Here is a 20869-nt window from a genome sequence, read left to right on the forward strand (position 1 = left end):
CTTAAGCGAACAGCTTCGACCAGCGACGCTCGGCGCGATCCTTCCACAGCCCGCGATGATAGGCGTCCGATGCCAGCAGCGGCATCACCGATCCGGCTTCGGCGAACACCATCTGCTCGATGCCGGTGTTGACCTTGCCCCAGCTCGCCGCCTCTTGCAGCGTGGAGGAAGAGCAAGCGCCGTCACGCACATCGGCGACGGTGATCTGCACCGCATATTTATGCACCTCGACATCCTCATGGCCGAGGATCTCGGCGCAAACGACGGTGTCCTGAATGAAGTTCTTCGGCACGCCGCCGCCGATCATCAGCAGGCCTGTGGTGCCCGCCGCGATCTTGATGTCGGTCAGTTCGCGGAAATCCGCCACCGCGTCGATCATCAGATAGGGCTTGCCGGCCTTGGCATTGTCCACCTGATGCTTGACGAGGCCGAAGCCGGCCGAGCTGTCCACGAACGCCGGGCAGAAGATCGGCACGTCATGCTCGTAAGCGAGCTTGACGAGGCTGTTTTCCTTCTTGCCATGCTCGGCGAGGTAGCGGCCCATTTCACGGATGAAAGCGCGCGAGGAATAAGCCTTGGGCTCCAGCTCGTTCGCGATCTTGTTGATCGTGAAGTCGCAATCCTGAAGCTGCTCTTCGTCGATATAGGTGTCGTAGATACGATCGATGTAGAGCGAACGCAGCGTGTCATCGTCCGGCACCTCAAGCGCCTGATAGTGCTTGTGGCCGAGACCCTCGAAGAAATCCATGTCGACGATCGTCGCGCCGGTGGCGACCACCACGTCGACCATCTTGTTGCGCACCAGCTCGGCATAGAGGTCCATGCAGCCACCCGCCGAGGTCGAGCCGGCGATCACCAGCACCACGGTGCAATCCTTGTCGGCCAGCATCTGATTGTAGATGTTGGTCGCGCGGCCGAGATCGCGGCTGGTGAAGCTCATATCCGACATCGCATCGACGATCGGGCGCGCGTCGAAGCTCTTGATGTCGATATGCTTGACCTGCTTCGACAGCAGCTCGGCTTTGCGATTGTCGTTGATCGGCGCGTTGGCCGCGGCGGTCTTGGTCAAAGTGTCGGTCATGGGAAACTCCCGCATGCGATGCCGTCGTCATTGAAGGGGACGCGGAAACCCCAAGGGCGACGATGCGCGAAAAACGCATCGTCGCCCGAAAGTCTGCCTTGCGGCTATTACAATGTTACGACGTTGTTCGCGACCTCGCGTACGCCATCGACGTACAGGGAGATCATCGGCTCATCGGTCGCGATGATCGTCTCGTCCGATCCGAAGCCGTTGAAAGCCGTGCGCATCGCCGCGCCATAGGCGCCGAGCATGCCGATCTCGATATAATCGCCGGCCTGCACGTCTGCCGGAAGCAGGAACGGACCAGCCATATGATCGAGATCGTCACAGGTCGGGCCGTAGAACGAGAACGGATGATCGCGCACGGTCGATTCCGGTTCGCGCAACAACGCGACCGGGAAACGCCAGCCGATATGCGCGGCATCGAACAGCGCGCCATACGCGCCGTCGTTGATGTACAGCTCGTTGCCGCGGCGCTTTTCCACGCGCACCACCAGCGAGCTATATTCGGCGCAGAGCGCACGGCCCGGCTCAGCCCACAATTCAGCCGAATAGCTGACCGGCAGGCTTTCGAACGCGCGGTGGATCGTTTCGAAATAACGCTCCAGCGGCGGCGGCTCCATCCCCGGATAGGAGGAGGGGAAGCCCCCGCCGACGTCGATCACGTCCACCGTCACCGCCGCATCGACGATCGCGTGGCGCACGCGCTCCATCGCGTCGGCATAGGCTTCCGGCGTCATCGCCTGGCTGCCGACGTGGAAGCAGATGCCCAGCGCATCGGCCGCCTGGCGTGCTGCCATCAGCAGCGGCTTGGCTTCATGCGCCGGAACGCCGAACTTCGAAGCGAGGCTGAGCTTCGAATGCTCGGACGACACGCGCAGGCGGACGCAGAGCGTGAGATCGCTCGCATTGCGCGTCGCGCGGGTGATCTTGTCCAGCTCCTCAAGGCTATCGAGGCTGAACACGCGCACGCCATGCGTGAAATACGCCTCGGCGATCGCTTCCTCGGCCTTCACCGGGTGCATGAAGCACAAGGTGGCCTCGGGCACGGTGCGCGCGACAAGCCGCACCTCTGCGATCGAGGCGACGTCGAAGTGCGTGATGCCGTTCTCGAACAGCGTGGCGATCAGCTCGGGGCTGGGATTCGCCTTCACCGCGTACATCGACCGGCCCGGAAACTTCTCCGAAAAGAAGCGGGCGGCCCGCGCGGCGGCGTGCGGACGGATCAGCGTCACCGGCTGAACCGGTGCCCGCTTCGCAATGTCAATGGCTCCGCCGACAGTGGTGGCGGGAGCAATCGAGGGGGCGGCTAGCCCCAGCGCGCTATGATGCTGGTGCAACTCAAGGGACCTCCAATTGCCTTACGGCGTCGAGCGAAAAAAGCTGCCTTGCGGTTGGAAGTCCCATGGGGCAGCGGATGGGCGAGTTAGGGTCGCCGGCCCGGAATGTAAAGTGGATTCAAATGATGCAGGATCGATCGTGACAATTGTGCGACAGCCAACCCGGGCGGGCGTGCGCGACGCGGCGGCGAAGATCGCGGCCATCCTGCCGCCGACGCCATTATTCGTGCATGATATCAAGGGGTTTGACGTAGCCTTCAAGGCGGAGTCTCTGCAGCCGATCGGGGCGTTCAAAATCCGCGGGGCGTGGCATCGCCTGACCGCCCTGGATGAAGATGCGCGCGCGCGGGGCGTCGTCGCTTTCTCCTCGGGCAATCACGCGCAGGGAATCGCCTGGGCCGCGCGGCGGCTAGGAATCGCGGCGACGATCGTGATGCCCGCCGACGCGCCGCGCGCGAAGCGGGAGGCGACGCTGGCGCTGGGTGCGGAAGTGGTCGCTTACGATCGCGCCACCGAGAGCCGCGAATTGATCGCGGGGCGACTCGCCAAGGCCCGGAACGCAACGCTGGTGCCAAGCTTCGACGATCCGTGGGTGATCGAAGGGCAGGGGAGCGCCGCGATCGAGGCGGCGCGACAGATGGCTGAGGCTGGCCTCGGCGCGCCGCTTCACGCAATCGTGCCGTGCGGCGGTGGCGGCTTGGCGACCGGCATCGCGTTGGCGCTGCCTGAGGCGCGAATCACCATCGTCGAGCCGGCCGGGTGGGACGATATGACCCGCAGCCTGGAGGCGAGCTGGATCGAGCCGGTCGGCCCCAATCCGCCGCCGACCGCCTGCGACGCGCTTCAGACGAAGGAGGTGTCGCCGTTGACCTTCGAGGTGCTGGCACGCCGGGATGCGAAAGGCGTAGCCGTGAGCGAGGAAGAGATCGCGACCGCGCAGCGCTGGGCAGCGGAAAATCTTCGACTGGTGGTCGAGCCCGGTGGCGCAGTGGCGCTCGCCGCCCTGCTGGCGGGTCGAGTGCCGCTAGAGGCGGGGATGCTGGTCATTCTGTCCGGCGGCAATGTCGATATGGCCGCTTACGGGCGCGTCCTTTCCCGGCATACGGAAAGCTAGAATGATGCCCGATCGATGATCTGATGCGGGCTGGGCGGGGAAACTGGGCACGGGCGAGCCGCATTGATTGGCGGATGGGCCGATCGCGCGGCTCGAGCACGCTTCGTGGCCGAGGGCAGGATCCGCATCGTGCCGGAACGCCCGCGCGGCGGCGGCATTGTCGGTTTAACGTCACTGTCGCCGTCGGGTGGTAATCCGGACGAACTATCGGATTGGAAACGCGTCGCTAACTGACCTGTGAGGGCGGATCTCGAACGCGACGGCGATCTCCCGCCATGCTATCATTCGGCCACGGATATGGAGGGCTGAAAATGGCAATCGATCCGCCCGGTGATGGCCTTGTCGGCCTCGCGCCGATCGCGCCGAGAGCGGCGCTCGGCCTTATGCCGAACGAACAGCACCAGACTTACCATGGCTTTATGAGGGGCGCGCCAGGTGCGCCCCAGCCAGCATATTGCCTCGCGATCGTGGAGTTCGATGATCAGGGTCGATGTTACGATCGTGGCCAAATGGACGCCGTCGCCGGGGTGATGACCCAGTTGATGCACGATGAGGCCGACGTAATTCTGTTGGTATTCGTTCACGGCTGGAAGCACGACGCGCGAACGGATGACGAGGATCTCTCCGAGTTTCGGCGAGTGCTCATGCGCGTCGGCCTGCATGAACGAAATACCGCTGCGGGAAGGGCGCGGCCGGTAATGGGGATCTTCATCGGGTGGCGGGGCATGTCGGAATATGGCGTGGGCGATATCGTTGCGGACAGCACCTTCTGGGGACGTCAGGCGGCGGCGCAGCGGGTGGCGACGGGTTCCGTCCGCGAGCTGTTCGGTCGCCTTCGCCATTATCGCAATCATCGGCTCACGCGCGATCGGAGCGGCTCTCCGCTGCTTGTAATCGCGGGTCACAGTTTTGGCGGCATGATCGTCTATTCCGCCCTGTCGCAGTCGCTGATTGAGGCCGCGTCGGCGCCGGGGGGGTTATTGACGCCGAGCTTCGCGGATCTCGTGCTGCTGGTGAACCCGGCAATCGAAGGCGCTCGCTATCTGCCGATTTACGATCTGGTGAAGGGCGCGGCGTTTCGGGCGCGCAATATACCGCAGCCGCCAGTGTTCATCTGCGCTCAGGCGGAGAATGACCAACCCGTCGGCACGTTCTTTCCGATAGGAAATTTTACCCGGCGGCTCGATCAAGCGACGATCGGCGATCTGGAAAAGGCGTGCACGACGCACGCGATCGGCTTCATTCCCGAGTTTCGCACGCACCGGCTGACCGGCTCGTCCGAAGGTGCTTCATTCCGTCTCGATCCACCGGGGGAGCGACAGGAAAATCCCTATTGGGTGGTCGGCGCGGACAAAGCCGTCATCAACAATCACAGCGGTATTTGGCAGCAACCGTTTCAGGATTTTCTGGCGGACATACTGCTGGAGCATGTCGAGGCCTCGCGCCGGTAAAATCAGGATATTTTCGTAAGTAGAGGGCGAACCCTTCGTCGTGGCGCGAGCGTTTAACTCGGCAACGCGCCGCACGGAGACATGGGATGGCCGATAATCGACAGATACTCGTCGGAAGTGAGCATGCCGCGCCACGGGACATGAAGGCGATCGGGCGAGTTCCCGGTGACGAGATCATCACCGTCAGCCTTTATCTGAAGCCAACGGCGCAAAAGGGAGCGCCTGCTGTCTCGTCGCGCGCGGAGCTTCGGGCGCGGCGCGAAAAGGATCACGCGGCGGATTTCGACGCCATTGCCGCTTTCGCGCATGAGGCGGGATTGGAGGTCGTGGCGAAGGATGCGGCGCGGCGCCTTGTGCAGCTGCGGGGGAAGGCGAGCGTCGTAGAAGCGGCCTTCGGGACCGAGCTTCACCATTATGCGCAGAAGGGGAAGGTTTATCGCGGCAGGACCGGCCCGTTGCTCTTGCCCGCGACCGTGGTGGGGCGTGTCGCGGCCGTTCTGGGGCTCGACACAAGCCCGATCGCGACGCCCAAAATAGTTCCGCATCGCGGAACGACGCCACCAACCGGATTTTTGCCCACTGACGTGGCAAAGCTCTACGGTTTTGGCGGTTCCGATGCGGCGGGCCAATGCATCGGTATCATCGAACTGGGCGGGGGCTTCACGGATGCCGACAATCAGGCTGCGTTCAAAGCCATGAACATGCCTGTTCCGGATATTGTTGCGATCGGTGTTGACGGAGCCGGCAACGCCCCCGGCGCGAGTGATGCGGACGGCGAAGTCGCGCTGGACATCCAGGTCGCGGGCGGCGTCGCGCCGGGAGCCCGGCTCGCGGTCTATTTTGCGCCGAACACCAGCCAGGGCTTTGTCGATGCGATCACGCAGGCGGTGCATGACGATGCGAATAAACCCTCCGTACTTTCGATCAGTTGGGGATCGGGCGAAAATGGCTGGAGCCAACAGTCCATCGCAGTAATGGGCGCGGCCTTTCAGGATGCCGCCACTCTCAACGTTACGGTGTGCGCCGCATCGGGCGACGGGCTGGCGACCGATGGTGAGAACGATGGACAGGCGCATGTCGACTATCCTGCGTCCGATCCTGCGGTTCTGGGGTGTGGGGGCACCAGGATTACGCTGGCGGGAGGCGGCATCACGAAAGAGGTGGTGTGGAATAGCAATGGCGGCGGCACCGGCGGCGGTGTCAGTGTGCTCTTTGCACTCCCTGGCTACCAGAAAAACGCTGGTGTGCCGTTACCTCGCGGCTCAGCAGGCGGGCGCGGCGTGCCGGATGTGGCGGGTAATGCCGATCCGGATAGCGGCTATCGGATCCTGACGGCGGGGCAGGTGGGGATCATCGGCGGGACGAGTGCTGTTGCACCGCTCTGGGCCGCTATCGTCGCGATCCTCAACGTGATTCGGAAATCGCCGCTGGGTCTGCCCCACGCGCATCTCTACGCCGTTCCCGATGTTTTTCGGGACATAACATCTGGCGACAACAAATCCGGCGGCGTCGGCTTTTCGGCCGGGAAGGGGTGGGATGCCTGTACGGGGCTCGGTTCGCCCATCGGGTCGGCGCTACGATCGGCGCCCGGTATAACCGCGACCTGACGGGCACTAGCCGATTATCCGCCAAGGCCGCTTGTCCAAACTCCCGATGACAGCGTGGGGCCATCGTTTTGCTGCCCTTTGCCGGGATACGCGTGCGGGTTTTTTCATGCCGGCGTCCCCCAGATTGGGAGATTGGTATGGGATGATGCCCGCAATCATGCTTGATAAGAATCTATTTTCAAGGATAGGGTATGGTCATGGACGGTCAGACCCTGCGCGATAAGCCGCTCGACAAGAAGGGCTTGCTTGAGAAGTATCTTGCCGAACGCGACAAGCGCTTGCGCGACGATGGCAACGATCAGTATCTCGATCTGGAGGGGGCTTTCGCGCATTACGCGACCGATCCCTACACGCGCTTCGTCGAGCGTGAGCCGGTCTTCGATCACGTCACTTTCGCATTCGTTGGTGCAGGTTTCGCGGGGCTGGTTACGGGCGCGCGGCTCGCCGAGGCGGGGATCACCGATTATCGGCTGATCGAGAAGGGCGGCGACGTCGGCGGCACCTGGTATTGGAATCGCTATCCCGGCGCGCAATGCGACACCGCGTCGATGATCTATTTGCCGCTGCTCGAAGAAACCGGGCACATGCCTACCGAGAAATATGTCCATGGTCCCGAGATTTTGGCGCAGTGCCAGCGGATCGCCGGACAATACGGGCTATACGACAAGGCGTTGTTCCATACGCAGATCGCCTCGCTCAATTGGGATGAAGGGCGCTCGCTATGGGTGGTTTCAACGGATCGTGGCGATCGTTTCACCGCCAAATACATTGGCCTGGGCACTGGCCCGATCCACATTCCCAAACTGCCTGGCATTCCGGGTATTGAGGATTTCAAGGGCCATTCGTTCCACACCAGCCGCTGGGATTATGGCTATACCGGCGGCAATGCGGCGGGGGCGAAGCTCGACAAACTGGCCGACAAGCGCGTGGCGATTATCGGCACCGGGGCAACTGCGGTGCAGATTGTTCCGCATCTCGCGCGTGCCGCGAAGGAGCTTTATGTCGTCCAGCGCACGCCTTCTTCGGTAGATGTTCGTGACAACGCGCCGATCGATCCCGATTGGTTTACGGAAATCGCGACCCCGGGCTGGCAACAGCGTTGGCTCGAAAACTTTACGGCCAATCAGACGCCAGGTTTCATGATCGATGAAGATCTCGTCCAGGATGGCTGGACCGATATCTCGCGCCGTATCAAGGAGCGGGTAGCAATGCTGCCGCCTGATCAGCGCAGTTTCGAGCAGATCCTTGCGGTGTGGGAGGATGCGGATTTCGAGAAAATGAACGAAATCCGCGCCCGTGTAGATACGATTGTCGAAGACCTTGAAGCAGCTGAAAACCTGAAGGCGTGGTATCGACAATTGTGTAAACGGCCGTGTTTTCACGATCAGTATTTGCAGGCATTTAATCAACCCGGCACGCATCTGATCGACACCGACGGAAAGGGCGTCGAGAAAATCACCGCGAAGGGCTTTGTCGTCGCAGGCCGCGAATATGAAGTCGATTGCATCGTTTATGCCTCCGGGTTTCGGGTCGGGGCGAACCTTTCGGCGCTGGTCGCGTTCGATGTGGTGGGTCGTGGTGGCCTTAAGCTGTCGGACGCTTGGGGCGACGGTATGCGATCGCTTCACGGCATCCACGTCCACGACTTTCCCAATATGTTCGTCGTGACGCCCGCCCAAGGCGCCAATCTGATTTCCAATGTGCCGCACAATCTTACCGCATCGGGGCGTACGATTGCCGCCGTCGTCGCGCGGGCTGAGGAAATTGGTGCGAAGGAAGTGGAGGTTTCGCGCGAAGCACAGGATGAATGGGTTGCATTGCTGCTGACGGGCTCGGCGCGTTCGCTACGGACTGCGCCCGATTGCACGCCGGGTTACTACAACAATGAAGGCAAGGATTCCGGCCCCGCCGCCGCTTATGCCGTGGGTTATCCGCTCGGCGCCCATGCCTACTTCAAATATCTCGGCGACTGGACGATGTCCGGCAAGTTCGATGGCATCGAGTTCCGCTGACCAGCGTGACTTTCGCGAAATAGGGCTGCGCCGCTGCCGATCCGAATGTCGGATCGGTCATTGCGGCCAATTCAGGATGCCATAGGATTAGCCGGGATCGGGCTAAGACAGGTTAGCCGGTCGGCTAACCAGCGCACCGTCGAAAGCGATTGGAAGGGTCGGCAACCGTGTTTCGCGACCGTCCGGGAGTGTCACCGTTTCCAGTGCGCCGGATGCGTTGAGATGCGGATCGTCAAACATATCCTCAGGTTTGCCGATCGGCGCGAACGGCAGGCCAGTGCCCTCAAGCCGCTCGACGATTTCGGCGCGGGCGAAGCCGGCGATCAGCGTTCGGATTTGGGGCAGGATGCGTTCGCGCTGACGGACACGCTCGTTATTCTTGCGCAAGCTTTCGTCTGCCCAAAGTTCATCGAGGCCGAATAGCTTGCAGAACTTCTCCCATAGTGCGTCGGTAACGACGCCGATGAAGACCGGTTCGTCTTTGGTTTCGAATACGTCGTAGATTGCCCAGGCGGAAATGCGCACCGGCATCGGGTCGGCGGCTTTGCCGGTGACGGCGAGTTGCGCCATGTGCTGCCCGACCAGATAGACGGTCGTTTCGAACAGCGACGCCTGAATGAGTTTGCCCTTGCCGGTCCGATGACGCTCCTCAAGCGCGGCGAGCACGCCGATGACGCCGAACATTCCGCCGGTCACGTCGATCACGCTGGAGCCGGCGCGCAATGGCCGCCCGGGTGGCCCGGTCATGTAAGCGAGCCCGCCCATCATCTGGGCGACCTCGTCCAATGCGGTGCGCTTTTCATAAGGGCCGGGCAGGAAGCCTTTGGCCGAGCAATAGATAAGCCGCGGATTGAGCGCCGACAGCGTCGCATAATCGAGCCCGAGTTTGTCGAGCGCGCCGGGGCGGAAATTCTCGATCACGATATCGGCTTCAACCGCAAGTTGCGTGGCAGCGGCCAATCCCTCGACTGTCTTTAAGTCGAGGTGCACGCTTTGCTTATGCCGGTTGTACATCGGGAAATAGCCGGCACCAGACCCAAGCAGCGTGCGGGTCTTGTCGCCTTCTGGCGGCTCGACCCTGATAACCTCCGCGCCAAGGGCGGCCAGGATCGCGCCGGCGGCCGGTCCCATGACCATATGGGTAAATTCAACGACTTTCAGGCCGGCAAGCGGAGTAGGGGCCGTCATGCCGCGACCTGCGCGAAACCGAGCGGCAGGCCGGCATCGGGCGTGAAGCCGTAAAGCGGCTCGCCGGGCAGCGCCTCGGCGATGATCGCCCGGACCTTTAGCAGCTTCTCCAGGTCGATTCCGGTTTCGTACCCCATGGCCTCAAGCATGAAGACCAAATCCTCCGTTACGATATTGCCCGATGCGCCGGGCGCGAACGGGCAGCCACCCAGGCCGCCCAGCGACGCGTCGAGCGTGGTGATGCCTTCCTCCAATCCGGCCAGCGCGTTGGCGAGGCCAAGTCCACGGGTATTATGGAGGTGCAGAGTGTTGAGCCTATGCTGGCCCACCTCTGCCTTCACCCGCCGCACCAGCCGTTTCACCTGCGCGGGGTTCGCATAGCCGGTAGTATCCGAAAGGCCGACCTCGGCCGCGCCCGCCTCTATTGCGGCGGCGGCGAGGCGCGTCACACTATCCTCGCTCACCAGTCCCTCGATCGTGCAGCCGAAGGCGGTGGCCAAACCGATCTCGAAATGTGGGCGTGTCGCGTTCGGCTGCGCCGCGACCAACTCTGCGATGGCGCGAATTTCCGCGATCACGCCAGCATGATCCTTGCGAACGTTCTTCAGACTGTGTGTTTCCGACATCGAAAAGGGCATCGAAATCTTCTGCGCGCCTGCGGCGATCGCACGCTCGGCCCCTTTGAGGTTCGGAACCAGCACCGCGACCGCCAATCCATCGATCTCTTTGGCAAAGGCAACCAGTTCCGCTGTGTCCGCCATTTGCGGCAGCAGAGAGGGTGGAACGAAACTGCCCACCTCGATTTCAGGGACGCCGGCGGCAGCTTCAGCGAGAATCCACGCCTTTTTGGCGGCAAGGGGCATCACGCGGGCGATGCTTTGCAAGCCATCGCGAGGACCGACCTCGCTGATATGGACGCGGTTCATGATTTGGTATCTCCGAGATAAATCCAGGGGCGCGCCGCACGATCAGTTCGCTGGAACGCAGCGATCTCAGCGCGGTACTTGAAAGTGAGGTCGATGGCGTCGAGACCTTCCAGCAGCATCGCCTTGGCTTCCGCGCCGATCTCGAACCGCCATTGGTGGCCCGCGGCCACGCTTACCGTTTGTTGGGCCAGATCGATCGCCACCACGTCATCGGCGACTGCGATGGCTGCCACGGCACTCTCGTCGAGCACCAGGGGGACAATGCCATTGCGGGTACAATTGCCGGCGAAGATCGGCGCGAAGCTCGGCGCGATCACCGCGCGGATGCCATATTCGGCCAAGGCCCACACAGCGTGTTCCCGGCTAGAGCCGCAACCGAAATTGTGACCGCCAAGCAGGATATGCGCGTTAGCGTATCGTGCCTGATTGAGCACGAAATCAGGATTTGGATCGCGGCCGCCGGGTGTCAGATAGCGCCACGCCGCGAACAGCCCGTCGGCGAGCCCGGTCTTGCCGGTGCTTTTCATCTCGCGCGACGGGATGATCGCATCGGTATCGATATTATTCCGGATCAATGGCGCGGCGATGCTGGAAAGCCTGGTGAATGGCGTCATCGCGCCAACTCCCGTGGATCGGCGATGCGACCGGCGATCGCGCTTGCGACCACTGTTTCGGGGCTTGCGATATGTGTGCGGATATTGGGGCCCTGACGCCCTTCGAAATTGCGATTGGTGGATGAAACCACCCGCGAACCGGCAGGAAAGCTCTCCCCCCCGGCATAGAAGCACATTGAGCATCCGCTCATGCGCCATTCGAAGCCAGCGTCGGTGAAGATACGGTCCAGCCCCTCCGCCTCGGCGGCGCGGCGGACGCTCATCGAGCCGGGTACGACCAGCGCCTTCACGCCGGGCGCGACATGCCGGCCGCGCAGAAGCGCAGCAGAGCGGCGCAGGTCGGAAAGGCGCCCGTTGGTGCAACTGCCGATGAAAGCGGCGTCGATCGGCAAACCGATGAGCGCCTGTCCCGCCTCCAACCCCATATAAGCAAGGGCTTGCTGGGGCGGGTTGAGAGGAACGTGCCTCGACACCCCTATGCTATGCTCGGGCGAGGTGCCCCAGCTGATCATCGGTTCGATTGTCGACGCGTCGATCGCGATATCGGCATCGAATGTGGCGTCCGGATCGGATGCCAGTGTCCGCCATTCGGCGATCGCCTGTTCAAGCACAATTCCGGATGGTGCGTAGCGGCGACCTCGTATCCACTCGAAGGTCCTGTCATCGGGCGCGATTATCCCGGTCATCGCGGCGAATTCCGTCGCCATGTTGCAGAGCGTCATGCGCCCTTCCATGTCGAGCGCGGTGACGGCGTCGCCAGTGAACTCGATCGCATAGCCCTTGCCACCGCCGGCACCGTATTTTGCGATCAATGCCAGGATCATATCCTTGGGCGTAACCCCAGGCGCGAGCATATTGTCGAAGGCCACGCGCATGGTCTGAGGACGTGGCAGGCGTAGCGTGCCGGTTGCCATCGCATGTTCCGCCTCGGACGATCCGATCCCCCAGGCGAGCGCGCCGAACGCTCCTTGAGTGCAAGTGTGGCTGTCCGGCGCGATCAACGTGCAACCCGGCAGCACGATTCCCAGTTCGGGTGAGATTACGTGGACGATGCCCTGATCGCGATCCGTCACGTCGAACAACGTGATCCCGGCGGCGACCGTTGCCGCGCGCGTTTCCGTGATGAACGCCTGTCCGCCGGGCATCAGCGTCTGGTCGCTGCGGCCCGGGCGGGTATCGACGATATGATCCATCACGCAGAACACGCGGGCGGGATCGGCAACCGGCCGGTTCGCCGCTCTCAGACTGTTGAGGGCGGCGGCGCCGGTCCGTTCGTGCAGGAAGATCCGGTCGACCGCGATCAGGTTCGCGCCACCCGTGAGGTCGGCCACGACATGGCGGTTCCAGATCTTTCCGAACAGGGTTTGCGGATCAGGCAGAACCGGCCTCCATCTCCTTGTCGAGCGCCGCCCAGTCGCGGCTGACCAGCTTTTCCTGGATCGCGGTACGCGTTTCGAGCAAACCGTTGCGAATCCAATGCCAGGTCCGGCAGCGCGACTGGCCGTCGTCCGAAATCTGGATCATCTCATATAGGTACAGGCTGGGATCGCCCTGACGCTGCCAATAGAGCATGACGGTACGGCTATATTCGTCGAGCCCGACTTCGGCCGCCCAACCTTTGATCAGATCATTGTCCCACCATACGCGCTTGTCGTGATAGGCCGCCGGAAAATCGCGTGTTTCGGTGCGCCCGTCGTCCCAGGTGTAGTAATTGGTCTGGTGGTAAGGAAATTCGCCACCGGCGGGGAAACGGCAGAACAGGCGGGACGTGTGCTGGTCGATCTTCTCGCCGGCTGCATTGTAATAGGTGTAAACGCCATCCCACACGCCTTCGTGGCGGGCCAGCAGCGGCATATCTTCCCGGATACTCATTCGACTCTCTCCTCTTATTCCGGCCTATCGACCGGATGGTGACCAGATATCGGCGCGTTTTTTTGCCCAGTCTGCGGTGTCCCAGCGGATCGGTGTGGTCGTCTCCGCCATCAGCGCGTCGCGATTGGCGGCGAGCAGCACGGCGAGCAGCGCGCGGCCGGCGCGTGCGCGGATCATGCTGTGATGCTCGGTGGCCAGCGCCGCAGGCGCAATTTCTTCTGCCGCGAAAGGGATGGCGTTGGCTGCCTTCGCTTCGAACCAGGGCCAAAAGAAATGCGCCGCGCGCACCGCGCCCCACGCTGCGTTGAGATAGGTGCCGTGACGATCGGGCGTTTGATCGGGGATGGCGCGCTGGCACCAATCTTCGGATTGCTCGGTGAGCGGGATATGCGCCGCTACCGCCCCCCATCCGCCGGTGGCGATCCCACGCGAAACGGCTGCCGCGAGCAGGGCCGACAGGCCTTCGCCGATGATGAGCGGGTGGTGTGCCTTACTAATGGCCGTAATTGCTGCGGCGGTTACCGCGCTCCAATCGTCGAGGGCAGCTGAGAAGCCAGCCTGCCAATCATCGGACAGGCCGTGACCGGGGAGATCGATTGCGAGCGAGTCGTTCGTTTCGAACAGGTCCGCCGCCCGGCCCGGCGCGTGCAATAGAACGGTCTCCGCGGCGGGATCGCCCTGCCAGTGGATCAGTCCATCGAAGCCGTTGCAGGCGATATGGACGAACCCGCCATTGCTGCTTTCCCTCAAGGTGGGCGTGGCGGCGGCCGGGGCCGCGCGCAGATGTGCGAGGCAGGCTGCTTCAAGGGCCGCTGGAGTGGCGACCGCCTGAGCTTGCCAGCTTGGCGGTAGCGTGCCGAGCCGAGCGATATGCGCCTGCAAAGGGTCGCCGTTATAGGCGGCGATCAACACTGGAATCGTCGGGGCATCAGGGGCCGGAATGTCACGCGGCGCGCGCAACACCGCGCCATAGCCCGCGCGATAAGCATCCCCGCTGTCTAGCATGTCGCGGATCACCGCGTCGGTCTTGATCGGATCGTCGTGTGCCACGCTGATCCGTGCGCCGTCGCGCACGTCGAACCAGGGGAAGAACCAGGTTTGCTCGATGATACGGTTCCAGAGCCAGGTAAGATGCTCGCCGTAAGGGCTTGGCTGGAACGGAGGCAGGTAATCGCGATCGAAGATCGCCATCTCCTCCGGCGTCCATATTGCGTAGCCGCCCGTCGCCAGCGTGGTGAATCGTTCGGGATGCCGTTTGACCGCGCTCACCAGGATGATGCCGCCGGAATGGAAACCATAAGCTGCGGTTCGATCGATACCGAGCGCGTCGAGCAACTCGATCAGCGCCCCGGCAAACGCCTCGATATCGGGCTCGCCCGGCAATGGATCCGACTGGCCGAACCCGGGAGTGTCTGGGGCGATGCAGGTGAAATGCTCCGCCCATTTCAGCATCAGCGGCTCATATTCCGCTGAGCTTCGTGGGCTTTGATGCACCATCAAAAGGGGCGGCCCGGAACCAGCCTTGCGATAATGGACGCGGCGTTCCCGGACGTGGACGAAGTGGCGAGTGATCGACATGCCTTCAATTTGTCCGGACAAATTCCGCTCGACAAGTGTTTTTTTTGCCTACTAGTGTGCGAATCAGATTTTCGCAGGAGTTTCGATGATGACGCTGATCGGCACGAGGATGGTCTGCGATGGCAAGACCGCCCGTCAGATTTTCGAAGAGGTGATGGCCAATCCGGCGCGCAACAAATTCGGCTTTGGCGACAAACTGGCGATCGTGAACGTCGATTTTCAGCAGGCCTATACCCGCACCGATCTGTTCAAGACCGCTTATGAGACCGATCCGGCTCAGATCGAATACACCAACCGGATATCGCGGCTGGCGCGAGAGCGCGGCATGCCGGTGATCTGGAGCAGGGTGGGCTATAAGGAGGATGCGGCGGACGCCGGGATCTGGGGCACGCGCACCAACACACCTGATTCGCTCCAGAACATCAAATACGGCAGCGAACGGCACGCTTACGACCCCCGCTGCGAGATCGATCCCGACGACCTTCAATATACCAAGCGCATGCCGTCGGCCTTTTTCGAAACGCCGCTCAACAGCTATTTGCGCTGGCACAAGGTCGATACCGTGGTGGTGACGGGGGGCAGCACGTCCGGTTGTGTCCGCGCAACCGCCGTGGACGCGCTGGCCTATGGCTTTCGTGCGATCGTTCCGATCGAAACCTGCGCCGACAAGCATGAGAGCTACCACTTCGCGAACCTGACCGACCTGCAACTCAAATATGCGGACGTCGAGCCGGTCCAGACGGTGATCGATTGGCTGGAGGCGCGCTGATGGTCGACGCCGATATCCAACTCGCCGACCCAGGCCTTTATGATTTCTCACCCTATCGCGGTCGCGCGAAAATCAGCTGGCCGGGCGGGAAGAAGGTCGCGGTGTGGGTCGCGCCGAACCTTGAATATTATGAGATCGACCCGCCGGCGCATCCGAACCGCAAGAGCTGGGCTAAACCGCATCCCGATGTGGTTGGTTATGCACATCGCGATCATTCCAACCGCGTGTCGCACTGGCGCATGGCCGAGGCGATGTCGAAATATGGCTTTCCCGGATCGGTGTCGCTGTCGGTGGCCTTGTGCCAGCATCATCCGGATGTGGTGCGCGATGCCAATGAGCGTGGCTGGGAGTTCTTCAGCCATGGCATCTACAACACGCGTTACACCTACGGCATGGATGAGCGCCAGGAACGCGCGATCATCGAGGATTCGATCAGGACGGTCCGTGAAGCTACCGGGCAGACCATCCGTGGCTGGCTGGCGCCGGCGCTGACGCACACGCCGCGCACGCTCGATCTGATTGCGGAATATGGCCTCGATTATACTTGCGATCTCTATCACGACGATCAGCCGCAGCCGGTGAAGGTCAAATCGGGCCGGCTGATCTCGATCCCGTACAGCCTTGAAGTCAACGATCACTACGGTTTCTTCGTCTACAATATGTCGCCCCGCGAATATGCCGACACGCTGATCCGCCAATATGAGCGATTGGCCGAGGAAGGCGAGCAATCGGGCACAGTGATGTGCATTCCGCTTCATGCCTATTTGATCGGCCAGCCGCATCGGATCGGCCCGTTCGCCGAGGTGTTGCGCCATATTGCGGCGGACGGCCGAGCGTGGATCGCGCGTGCCGGCGAGATCGCCGATCATTATTCCCAGCATCATTATGCGGAGGCCGCCCATGGCGCTTGATCCCGCTTATCTCGAATATTCCAAGCGTCGCGAGGGATATGACCATGATCTCTATCGCTGGTCGTCGATCTTCGATCGCAAGCCGGTGGCGTGGCCGGGCGGCAAATCAGTCGCGATTTGGCTGTGCGTCAGCCTTGAATGGTTTCCGATGATTCCATCGGACGCACCCTTCCGTGCGCCGGGGCATATGCAAACCAGCTATCCGGACTACCGCCATTATACGGCGCGCGAATATGGCACGCGGATTGGCTTTTACCGGCTGCTCGATGCTTTCCGGAAGGCCGGGGTGAAAGCCTCGATCGCCACCAACGGAGCGATCGCGGAACGCTATCCGCAGATAATCGCGGATATCGTTGCGGATGGGCATGAAATCATCGCTCATTCGACCGATATGAACGGAACCATCGCCAGCACTTTGCCTGAGGATGCGGAGCGCGCGTTGATTGCCCGTTCCTTGGCATCGCTTGAGGCGGTGTCCGGCACGCGGCCAAGCGGCTGGCTGTCGATCGCGCGTTCGGAAAGCTGGCGCACGCCCGATCTGCTACAGGAGGCCGGCCTCAGCTATACGTGCGACTGGGTGAACGACGAGTTGCCGTGGCGGTTTGCCAACGGCCTCATCAATCTGCCGCTCAACCACGAACTATCGGATCGCCAGATCATCACGGTGCAGCAGCAATCGGCGGACAGCTACGGCCAGCAGATGATCGATGCGTTCGACTGGCTGGCGGCGGAGGCTAAGACATATGGCGGCCGTATGCTGCCGATCCATATTACGCCTTATATCATGGGGCTACCCTATCGGATCGCCGCGCTTGAAGCATTGCTGGAAAGCCTGTCGGCGCGATCCGGGGCGTGGTTTGCCACCGGTGGGGAAATCGTGAAGCAATGGGATGCGCAACAATGAGCCTGCCAGTCGTGAATCCACGTACCGGGGAGGCGGATTATTGGATCGAACCGCTCGATGCGGTCGCGATCGCCGCTCTGGCTGGAAATCTGCGCGCGGCGCAACCGATGTGGGCGGCATCGATCGAGGCGCGTTGCGATGCGCTCAGGGCACTGGCTGGCGCGATGGGGAGGCACCGGGACGCGCTGATCGCGGCGCTCGCCGCAGATACCGGCCGTTTCGCAATCTCGGTCATCGAGGTCGATGCGATGACGCGCGCGTTGCTTCGCTGGGCGGACAGCGCGCAGAGCGTCCTCGCTGCGGCGGAGGTGAGGGACCGGCCGACCGGCATTCCCACGATCACCACCTCCACCCGGCTGGTGCCCTATCAATTGATTGGTGTGATCAGTCCGTGGAATTTTCCGCTGACGCTTGCGCTGATCGACGCGATCCCGGCGTTGGCAGCCGGGTGCGCGGTCATCATCAAGCCGTCGGAGGTAACTCCGCGCTTCATCCGGCCACTGATGATGGCGATAGCGGAAGTGCCGGCGCTCGCCTCCGTGCTTGCGCTGATCGAGGGGGATGGCGCGACAGGGGCGGTAATGATCGATCATATCGATTTCGTTGCCTTCACCGGATCGGTTCCCACCGGGCGCAAGGTTGGCGAAGCGGCGGCGCGCGCGTTCATTCCGGCCAGCCTGGAACTGGGTGGCAAGGATCCGATGCTTATCCTCGCCAGCGCCGATCCGGTGCGCGCGGCGGAAACTGCGTTGCGGGCCTCCGTGCTCAACACCGGGCAGGCGTGCCAGTCGATTGAGCGCATCTATGTCGCGCGTGCTATCGCTGAACCTTTCGTTGCGGCGCTGGTCGAAAAGGCGCGGGCCGCGCGGCTCAATTATCCCGATATCGGCAAGGGGGATATCGGCCCATTCATCTTCGCGCGTCAGGCGGAGATAGTGCAGGCGCAAATCGCCGACGCGAGGTCCAGGGGAGCCCGGATACTGACGGGCGGCGAGGTTGAGACGTTGGGCGGCGGCAAATATCTGCGGCCGACCGTGCTGGTCGATGTTACGCCCGACATGGCGGTGATGGCTGAGGAAACGTTCGGCCCGGTGATTCCGGTGACCGTGTTCGACATCATCGATGAGGCGGTGGCCCAGGCGAATGACGGCATATTCGGGCTGTCAGCTGCGGTGATCGCGGGCAGTGTCGAGGAAGCCGAAGCGGTGGCTGTAAGGCTCAGGGCCGGCGGGGTCTCGATCAACGATGGATCGCTGACCGGACTTGTTTGGGAGGCAGAGAAATCGAGCTTCGGTAAAAGTGGGCTCGGGCCGTCTCGGATGGGAGATAGCGGGCTTTTGCGGTTCCTGCGCAAGCAGGCGATTATCCGTCAGTCGGGCGACGCGTTGCCGCTTGCGGCATATTCGGAGGAAGCGCTGGGCGGCTGATGCTGGCCACTGATATCGGCGCGTCAGCAATTTTGTGGGCGCGCCGATCATCGTAATCACATGACAAAACCTCGCCGAAAATCACGGAAAACCGAATTTCTGCCTCGGTCCGCCCGCGCGGCCATCGTTTGCGTTCCAGCGAGATTGAGGACGAGCTATGCTCCTAGCATCGTCATCGAGTTCGCCTCCCGCCTCAAGGAAACTCTCCACTTTTCCGAAGCGAGTCCAGGTGCAGGATATGCCTGAGGGGCGCTTCGTCCGAGACCACATCTCCGCCTTCAGCTAGGTCGTCAGTCGCTCGATAGACTGGTCGAGCTTGCTCGGCCGCTCCCGCACCTGGAACCGAGGCGCGGTCGCGTCCGCCCGCAGATATTTCCGAATCGTGTTGCGGGATAACTGCGCAATCGGATCAGACATCGCGGCCAGTTCAGAGCCGCCCTTGCGGGGACGTTGGTGATAATCCCTTCCAGCACAATAGGAGCGGTTCGCCGTACGGCTGGTTTAGGAACTGCGCCTTCGTGTCTGAGCTAGTGCCTCAAGCAAGGGCTTCAATTCACGTTTCAGCACCTTGCCGTTCGGGTTGTGAGGCAGGGCATCGAGGATCAGGATCGTTCGGGGCACCTTGTTGTCCGCAAGGTGTTCGCGGCAGAAATCCGCCAATTCCTGCTCGTTAACCTTCGTCCCGGTCGCGAGCGTGATCGCCGCCCCGATGTCTTCGCCGAGTACCGGATGGTCGATCCCCACCACGGCGGCGTCCTTCACCGCTGGATGCTGGTGAAGTACCGTTTCGACTTCGAGCGGGGTGATGTTGTATCCGCCACGGATAATCAGTTCTTTCGAACGTCCACAGATGATGAGATCGCCCTCCGCGTCGACGAACCCAAGATCGCCGGTCTTGGTCCAGCCCCCCCGGAACGCCGCGGCAGTTGCTTCCTCGTCCCGCCAATAACGACGTGCGTGTTTCTGGAAGCCGTATATTTCGCCTATCACGCCCGTTTCGGTAATCACCACACCGTCCTCGTCGCGAATCTGCATATTGGCTGGCAATCGTCCGACGCAACCGGGCTTCAGCACTTGCTCCTGGCTCGATGTGCCAAGGCCGACGCCGCCTTCGGACATACCGTAGCTATTGCGCATTCTGACATGCGGCCAAAGCTTCAGCGCGCGAACAACCGAGTCGTTTGGCAACGGCGCGGTTCCTGTCATCAAATAGCGCACGCCGGCGAAATCGTAATTGCCGACTTCCGGATGGTCGAGGATCAGCCGTAGCATCGACGGCACGAGGTAGACGAGGTTTGGCCGTTTCTCACGCACCAGTTCCAGGAAGCCCTTGGGGTCGAATTTAGGCTGGGTATAAGCAGTTGCCCCCCCTCGCGCGGGCAGCATGACGATGCCCAGATTGCCGCCCGATCCGGTCAGCGGCAGCGCGTGGAGCGTTGAACGTGATCGATCCATGTTGGTGCCGGTGATGCCGGTCATTAAATCAGGGTGGGAGACGACCACTCCTTTGATCTTTCCCGTCGTTCCCGAGGTTGCGAGGATCTCGGCATCGGCGGTGGGGTCGAGCGACGCTTGATCTGGTAGCGCAGCGATGTCGCGCGGCATCGCATCTGTATCCCAGACCTGGCAGAGCCCTAGTTCATTGACGAGTTCGGGAATGTCCGTGATCGCGAAGCGAGGTTCGATCAGCGCTGCATAGTCACGCACTTCCTTGGCCGAGAAGCGGGTGTTGATGGGCACCGCAATCCCCCCGGCGCGGAACACCGCGAATACCGCAATCGCCATTTCCACCGCATTCGCGTTGCTAATTGGCAGGAATACGCGATCGCCCGACACCAGGCCTGCAGCGGCAAGGCCGCCGGCGACTTCGTCAGCTTCCCGATCCCATTCCGCAAAGGTGATTGCCCGTCGTACGTCGTCGTGCGCGATCTCGTCGCGTTGATGTTCGGCGCGCACCTTCAGGGCATCGCTGATACGCTGGACCTTGCTTGTCATCTATTGCCCCCGAAACCCTTCAATCTGGCAGATCGCTCTTGCGCGATGGTGTCATCGTACATTACCTAGTTATACAAGAC

Annotated in this window: 17 protein-coding genes; 8 read left to right on the top strand and 9 right to left on the bottom strand. The window is 62.1% G+C overall.

The features are described from left to right. Position 1: 1 nt before the first annotated feature. Positions 2 to 1081 (bottom strand): deoxyhypusine synthase, encoded by a 1080-nt coding sequence (locus P0Y64_13245; protein WEK42349.1) that lies wholly within the window; start codon positions 1079 to 1081, stop codon positions 2 to 4. Between the two features lie 107 nt (positions 1082 to 1188). Then, complete coding sequence (locus P0Y64_13250) at positions 1189 to 2421, bottom strand: type III PLP-dependent enzyme (GenBank protein ID WEK42350.1); 1233 nt, start codon at positions 2419 to 2421, stop codon at positions 1189 to 1191. A gap of 139 nt (positions 2422 to 2560) precedes the next feature. Between P0Y64_13250 and P0Y64_13255 the strand changes: the two genes are divergently transcribed. The 4 genes from P0Y64_13255 to P0Y64_13270 all read left to right on the top strand — a co-directional run bounded on the left by P0Y64_13255 (position 2561) and on the right by P0Y64_13270 (position 8605). Further along, positions 2561 to 3535, top strand: a complete 975-nt coding sequence (locus tag P0Y64_13255) for a threonine/serine dehydratase (GenBank protein WEK42351.1) — start codon at positions 2561 to 2563, stop codon at positions 3533 to 3535. A gap of 311 nt (positions 3536 to 3846) precedes the next feature. Further along, positions 3847 to 4986 carry a hypothetical protein gene (locus tag P0Y64_13260; GenBank protein WEK42352.1) on the top strand — a complete coding sequence of 380 codons (1140 nt, stop codon included), beginning with the start codon at positions 3847 to 3849 and terminating at the stop codon, positions 4984 to 4986. Positions 4987 to 5072: 86 nt separating this feature from the next. Then, positions 5073 to 6593, top strand: a complete 1521-nt coding sequence (locus P0Y64_13265) for a S53 family peptidase (GenBank protein ID WEK42353.1) — start codon at positions 5073 to 5075, stop codon at positions 6591 to 6593. A 197-nt stretch (positions 6594 to 6790) separates the two neighbouring features. Further along, the gene (locus tag P0Y64_13270) at positions 6791 to 8605 is read left to right on the top strand and encodes an NAD(P)/FAD-dependent oxidoreductase (protein ID WEK42354.1); all 1815 of its coding nucleotides are present in this window, start codon (positions 6791 to 6793) and stop codon (positions 8603 to 8605) included. 102 nt (positions 8606 to 8707) lie between these two features. Here P0Y64_13270 and P0Y64_13275 read toward each other — a convergent pair whose 3' ends face one another. The 6 genes from P0Y64_13275 to P0Y64_13300 are packed head-to-tail and all read right to left on the bottom strand — an operon-like array spanning position 8708 to position 14657. Continuing rightward, complete coding sequence (locus P0Y64_13275; GenBank protein WEK42355.1) at positions 8708 to 9793, bottom strand: CoA transferase; 1086 nt, start codon at positions 9791 to 9793, stop codon at positions 8708 to 8710. Continuing rightward, the gene (locus tag P0Y64_13280; protein WEK42356.1) at positions 9790 to 10719 is read right to left on the bottom strand and encodes a hydroxymethylglutaryl-CoA lyase; all 930 of its coding nucleotides are present in this window, start codon (positions 10717 to 10719) and stop codon (positions 9790 to 9792) included. The genes P0Y64_13275 and P0Y64_13280 overlap by 4 nt, the downstream gene beginning before the upstream one ends. Next, positions 10716 to 11333: a 3-isopropylmalate dehydratase small subunit gene (gene leuD, locus P0Y64_13285; GenBank protein WEK42357.1), complete on the bottom strand. Its 618-nt coding sequence runs from the start codon at positions 11331 to 11333 to the stop codon at positions 10716 to 10718. Before leuD ends, P0Y64_13280 begins: the two co-directional genes overlap by 4 nt. Continuing rightward, positions 11330 to 12664 carry a 3-isopropylmalate dehydratase large subunit gene (locus P0Y64_13290; GenBank protein ID WEK42358.1) on the bottom strand — a complete coding sequence of 445 codons (1335 nt, stop codon included), beginning with the start codon at positions 12662 to 12664 and terminating at the stop codon, positions 11330 to 11332. Before P0Y64_13290 ends, leuD begins: the two co-directional genes overlap by 4 nt. Before the next feature lie 40 nt (positions 12665 to 12704). Further along, positions 12705 to 13205, bottom strand: coding sequence for a DUF3598 domain-containing protein (locus tag P0Y64_13295; protein WEK42359.1), 501 nt, complete (start codon positions 13203 to 13205; stop codon positions 12705 to 12707). Between the two features lie 24 nt (positions 13206 to 13229). Further along, complete coding sequence (locus P0Y64_13300; GenBank protein WEK42360.1) at positions 13230 to 14657, bottom strand: alpha/beta fold hydrolase; 1428 nt, start codon at positions 14655 to 14657, stop codon at positions 13230 to 13232. A 214-nt stretch (positions 14658 to 14871) separates the two neighbouring features. Here P0Y64_13300 and P0Y64_13305 point away from each other — a divergent pair, with 214 nt between their 5' ends. From P0Y64_13305 to P0Y64_13320, 4 genes are read left to right on the top strand one after another with little or no spacing between them, the layout of a single operon-like run. After that, positions 14872 to 15552 carry an isochorismatase family protein gene (locus tag P0Y64_13305; GenBank protein WEK45052.1) on the top strand — a complete coding sequence of 227 codons (681 nt, stop codon included), beginning with the start codon at positions 14872 to 14874 and terminating at the stop codon, positions 15550 to 15552. Next, the gene (locus P0Y64_13310; GenBank protein ID WEK42361.1) at positions 15552 to 16463 is read left to right on the top strand and encodes a polysaccharide deacetylase family protein; all 912 of its coding nucleotides are present in this window, start codon (positions 15552 to 15554) and stop codon (positions 16461 to 16463) included. The genes P0Y64_13305 and P0Y64_13310 overlap by 1 nt, the downstream gene beginning before the upstream one ends. Next, a complete protein-coding gene (locus tag P0Y64_13315) occupies positions 16453 to 17367 on the top strand; it encodes a polysaccharide deacetylase family protein (GenBank protein ID WEK42362.1) in 915 nt (304 codons plus the stop codon). The genes P0Y64_13310 and P0Y64_13315 overlap by 11 nt, the downstream gene beginning before the upstream one ends. Continuing rightward, on the top strand, positions 17364 to 18794 hold the full coding sequence (locus P0Y64_13320; protein WEK42363.1) for an aldehyde dehydrogenase family protein: 1431 nt from the start codon (positions 17364 to 17366) through the stop codon (positions 18792 to 18794). The genes P0Y64_13315 and P0Y64_13320 overlap by 4 nt, the downstream gene beginning before the upstream one ends. Positions 18795 to 19295: 501 nt before the next feature. Here the strand turns inward: P0Y64_13320 and P0Y64_13325 are convergent. Beyond that, positions 19296 to 20789, bottom strand: a complete 1494-nt coding sequence (locus P0Y64_13325; GenBank protein WEK42364.1) for a class I adenylate-forming enzyme family protein — start codon at positions 20787 to 20789, stop codon at positions 19296 to 19298. Between the last annotated feature and the right edge of the window lie 80 nt (positions 20790 to 20869).

The sequence above is a fragment of the Candidatus Sphingomonas colombiensis genome (assembly GCA_029202845.1).
Lineage (GTDB): Bacteria > Pseudomonadota > Alphaproteobacteria > Sphingomonadales > Sphingomonadaceae > Sphingomonas > Sphingomonas colombiensis.

What these genes read in the sequence shown, in the direction of transcription:
- P0Y64_13245 (WEK42349.1), bottom strand. Translation starts at nt 1,081, where the DNA reads ATGACCGACACTTTGACCAAGACCGCCGCGGCCAACGCGCCGATCAAC.
- P0Y64_13260 (WEK42352.1), top strand. Translation starts at nt 3,847, where the DNA reads ATGGCAATCGATCCGCCCGGTGATGGCCTTGTCGGCCTCGCGCCGATC.
- P0Y64_13265 (WEK42353.1), top strand. Translation starts at nt 5,073, where the DNA reads ATGGCCGATAATCGACAGATACTCGTCGGAAGTGAGCATGCCGCGCCA.
- P0Y64_13270 (WEK42354.1), top strand. Translation starts at nt 6,791, where the DNA reads ATGGACGGTCAGACCCTGCGCGATAAGCCGCTCGACAAGAAGGGCTTG.
- P0Y64_13275 (WEK42355.1), bottom strand. Translation starts at nt 9,793, where the DNA reads ATGACGGCCCCTACTCCGCTTGCCGGCCTGAAAGTCGTTGAATTTACC.
- P0Y64_13280 (WEK42356.1), bottom strand. Translation starts at nt 10,719, where the DNA reads ATGAACCGCGTCCATATCAGCGAGGTCGGTCCTCGCGATGGCTTGCAA.
- leuD (WEK42357.1), bottom strand. Translation starts at nt 11,333, where the DNA reads ATGACGCCATTCACCAGGCTTTCCAGCATCGCCGCGCCATTGATCCGG.
- P0Y64_13295 (WEK42359.1), bottom strand. Translation starts at nt 13,205, where the DNA reads ATGAGTATCCGGGAAGATATGCCGCTGCTGGCCCGCCACGAAGGCGTG.
- P0Y64_13300 (WEK42360.1), bottom strand. Translation starts at nt 14,657, where the DNA reads ATGCTGAAATGGGCGGAGCATTTCACCTGCATCGCCCCAGACACTCCC.
- P0Y64_13305 (WEK45052.1), top strand. Translation starts at nt 14,872, where the DNA reads ATGACGCTGATCGGCACGAGGATGGTCTGCGATGGCAAGACCGCCCGT.
- P0Y64_13310 (WEK42361.1), top strand. Translation starts at nt 15,552, where the DNA reads ATGGTCGACGCCGATATCCAACTCGCCGACCCAGGCCTTTATGATTTC.
- P0Y64_13315 (WEK42362.1), top strand. Translation starts at nt 16,453, where the DNA reads ATGGCGCTTGATCCCGCTTATCTCGAATATTCCAAGCGTCGCGAGGGA.
- P0Y64_13320 (WEK42363.1), top strand. Translation starts at nt 17,364, where the DNA reads ATGAGCCTGCCAGTCGTGAATCCACGTACCGGGGAGGCGGATTATTGG.
- P0Y64_13325 (WEK42364.1), bottom strand. Translation starts at nt 20,789, where the DNA reads ATGACAAGCAAGGTCCAGCGTATCAGCGATGCCCTGAAGGTGCGCGCC.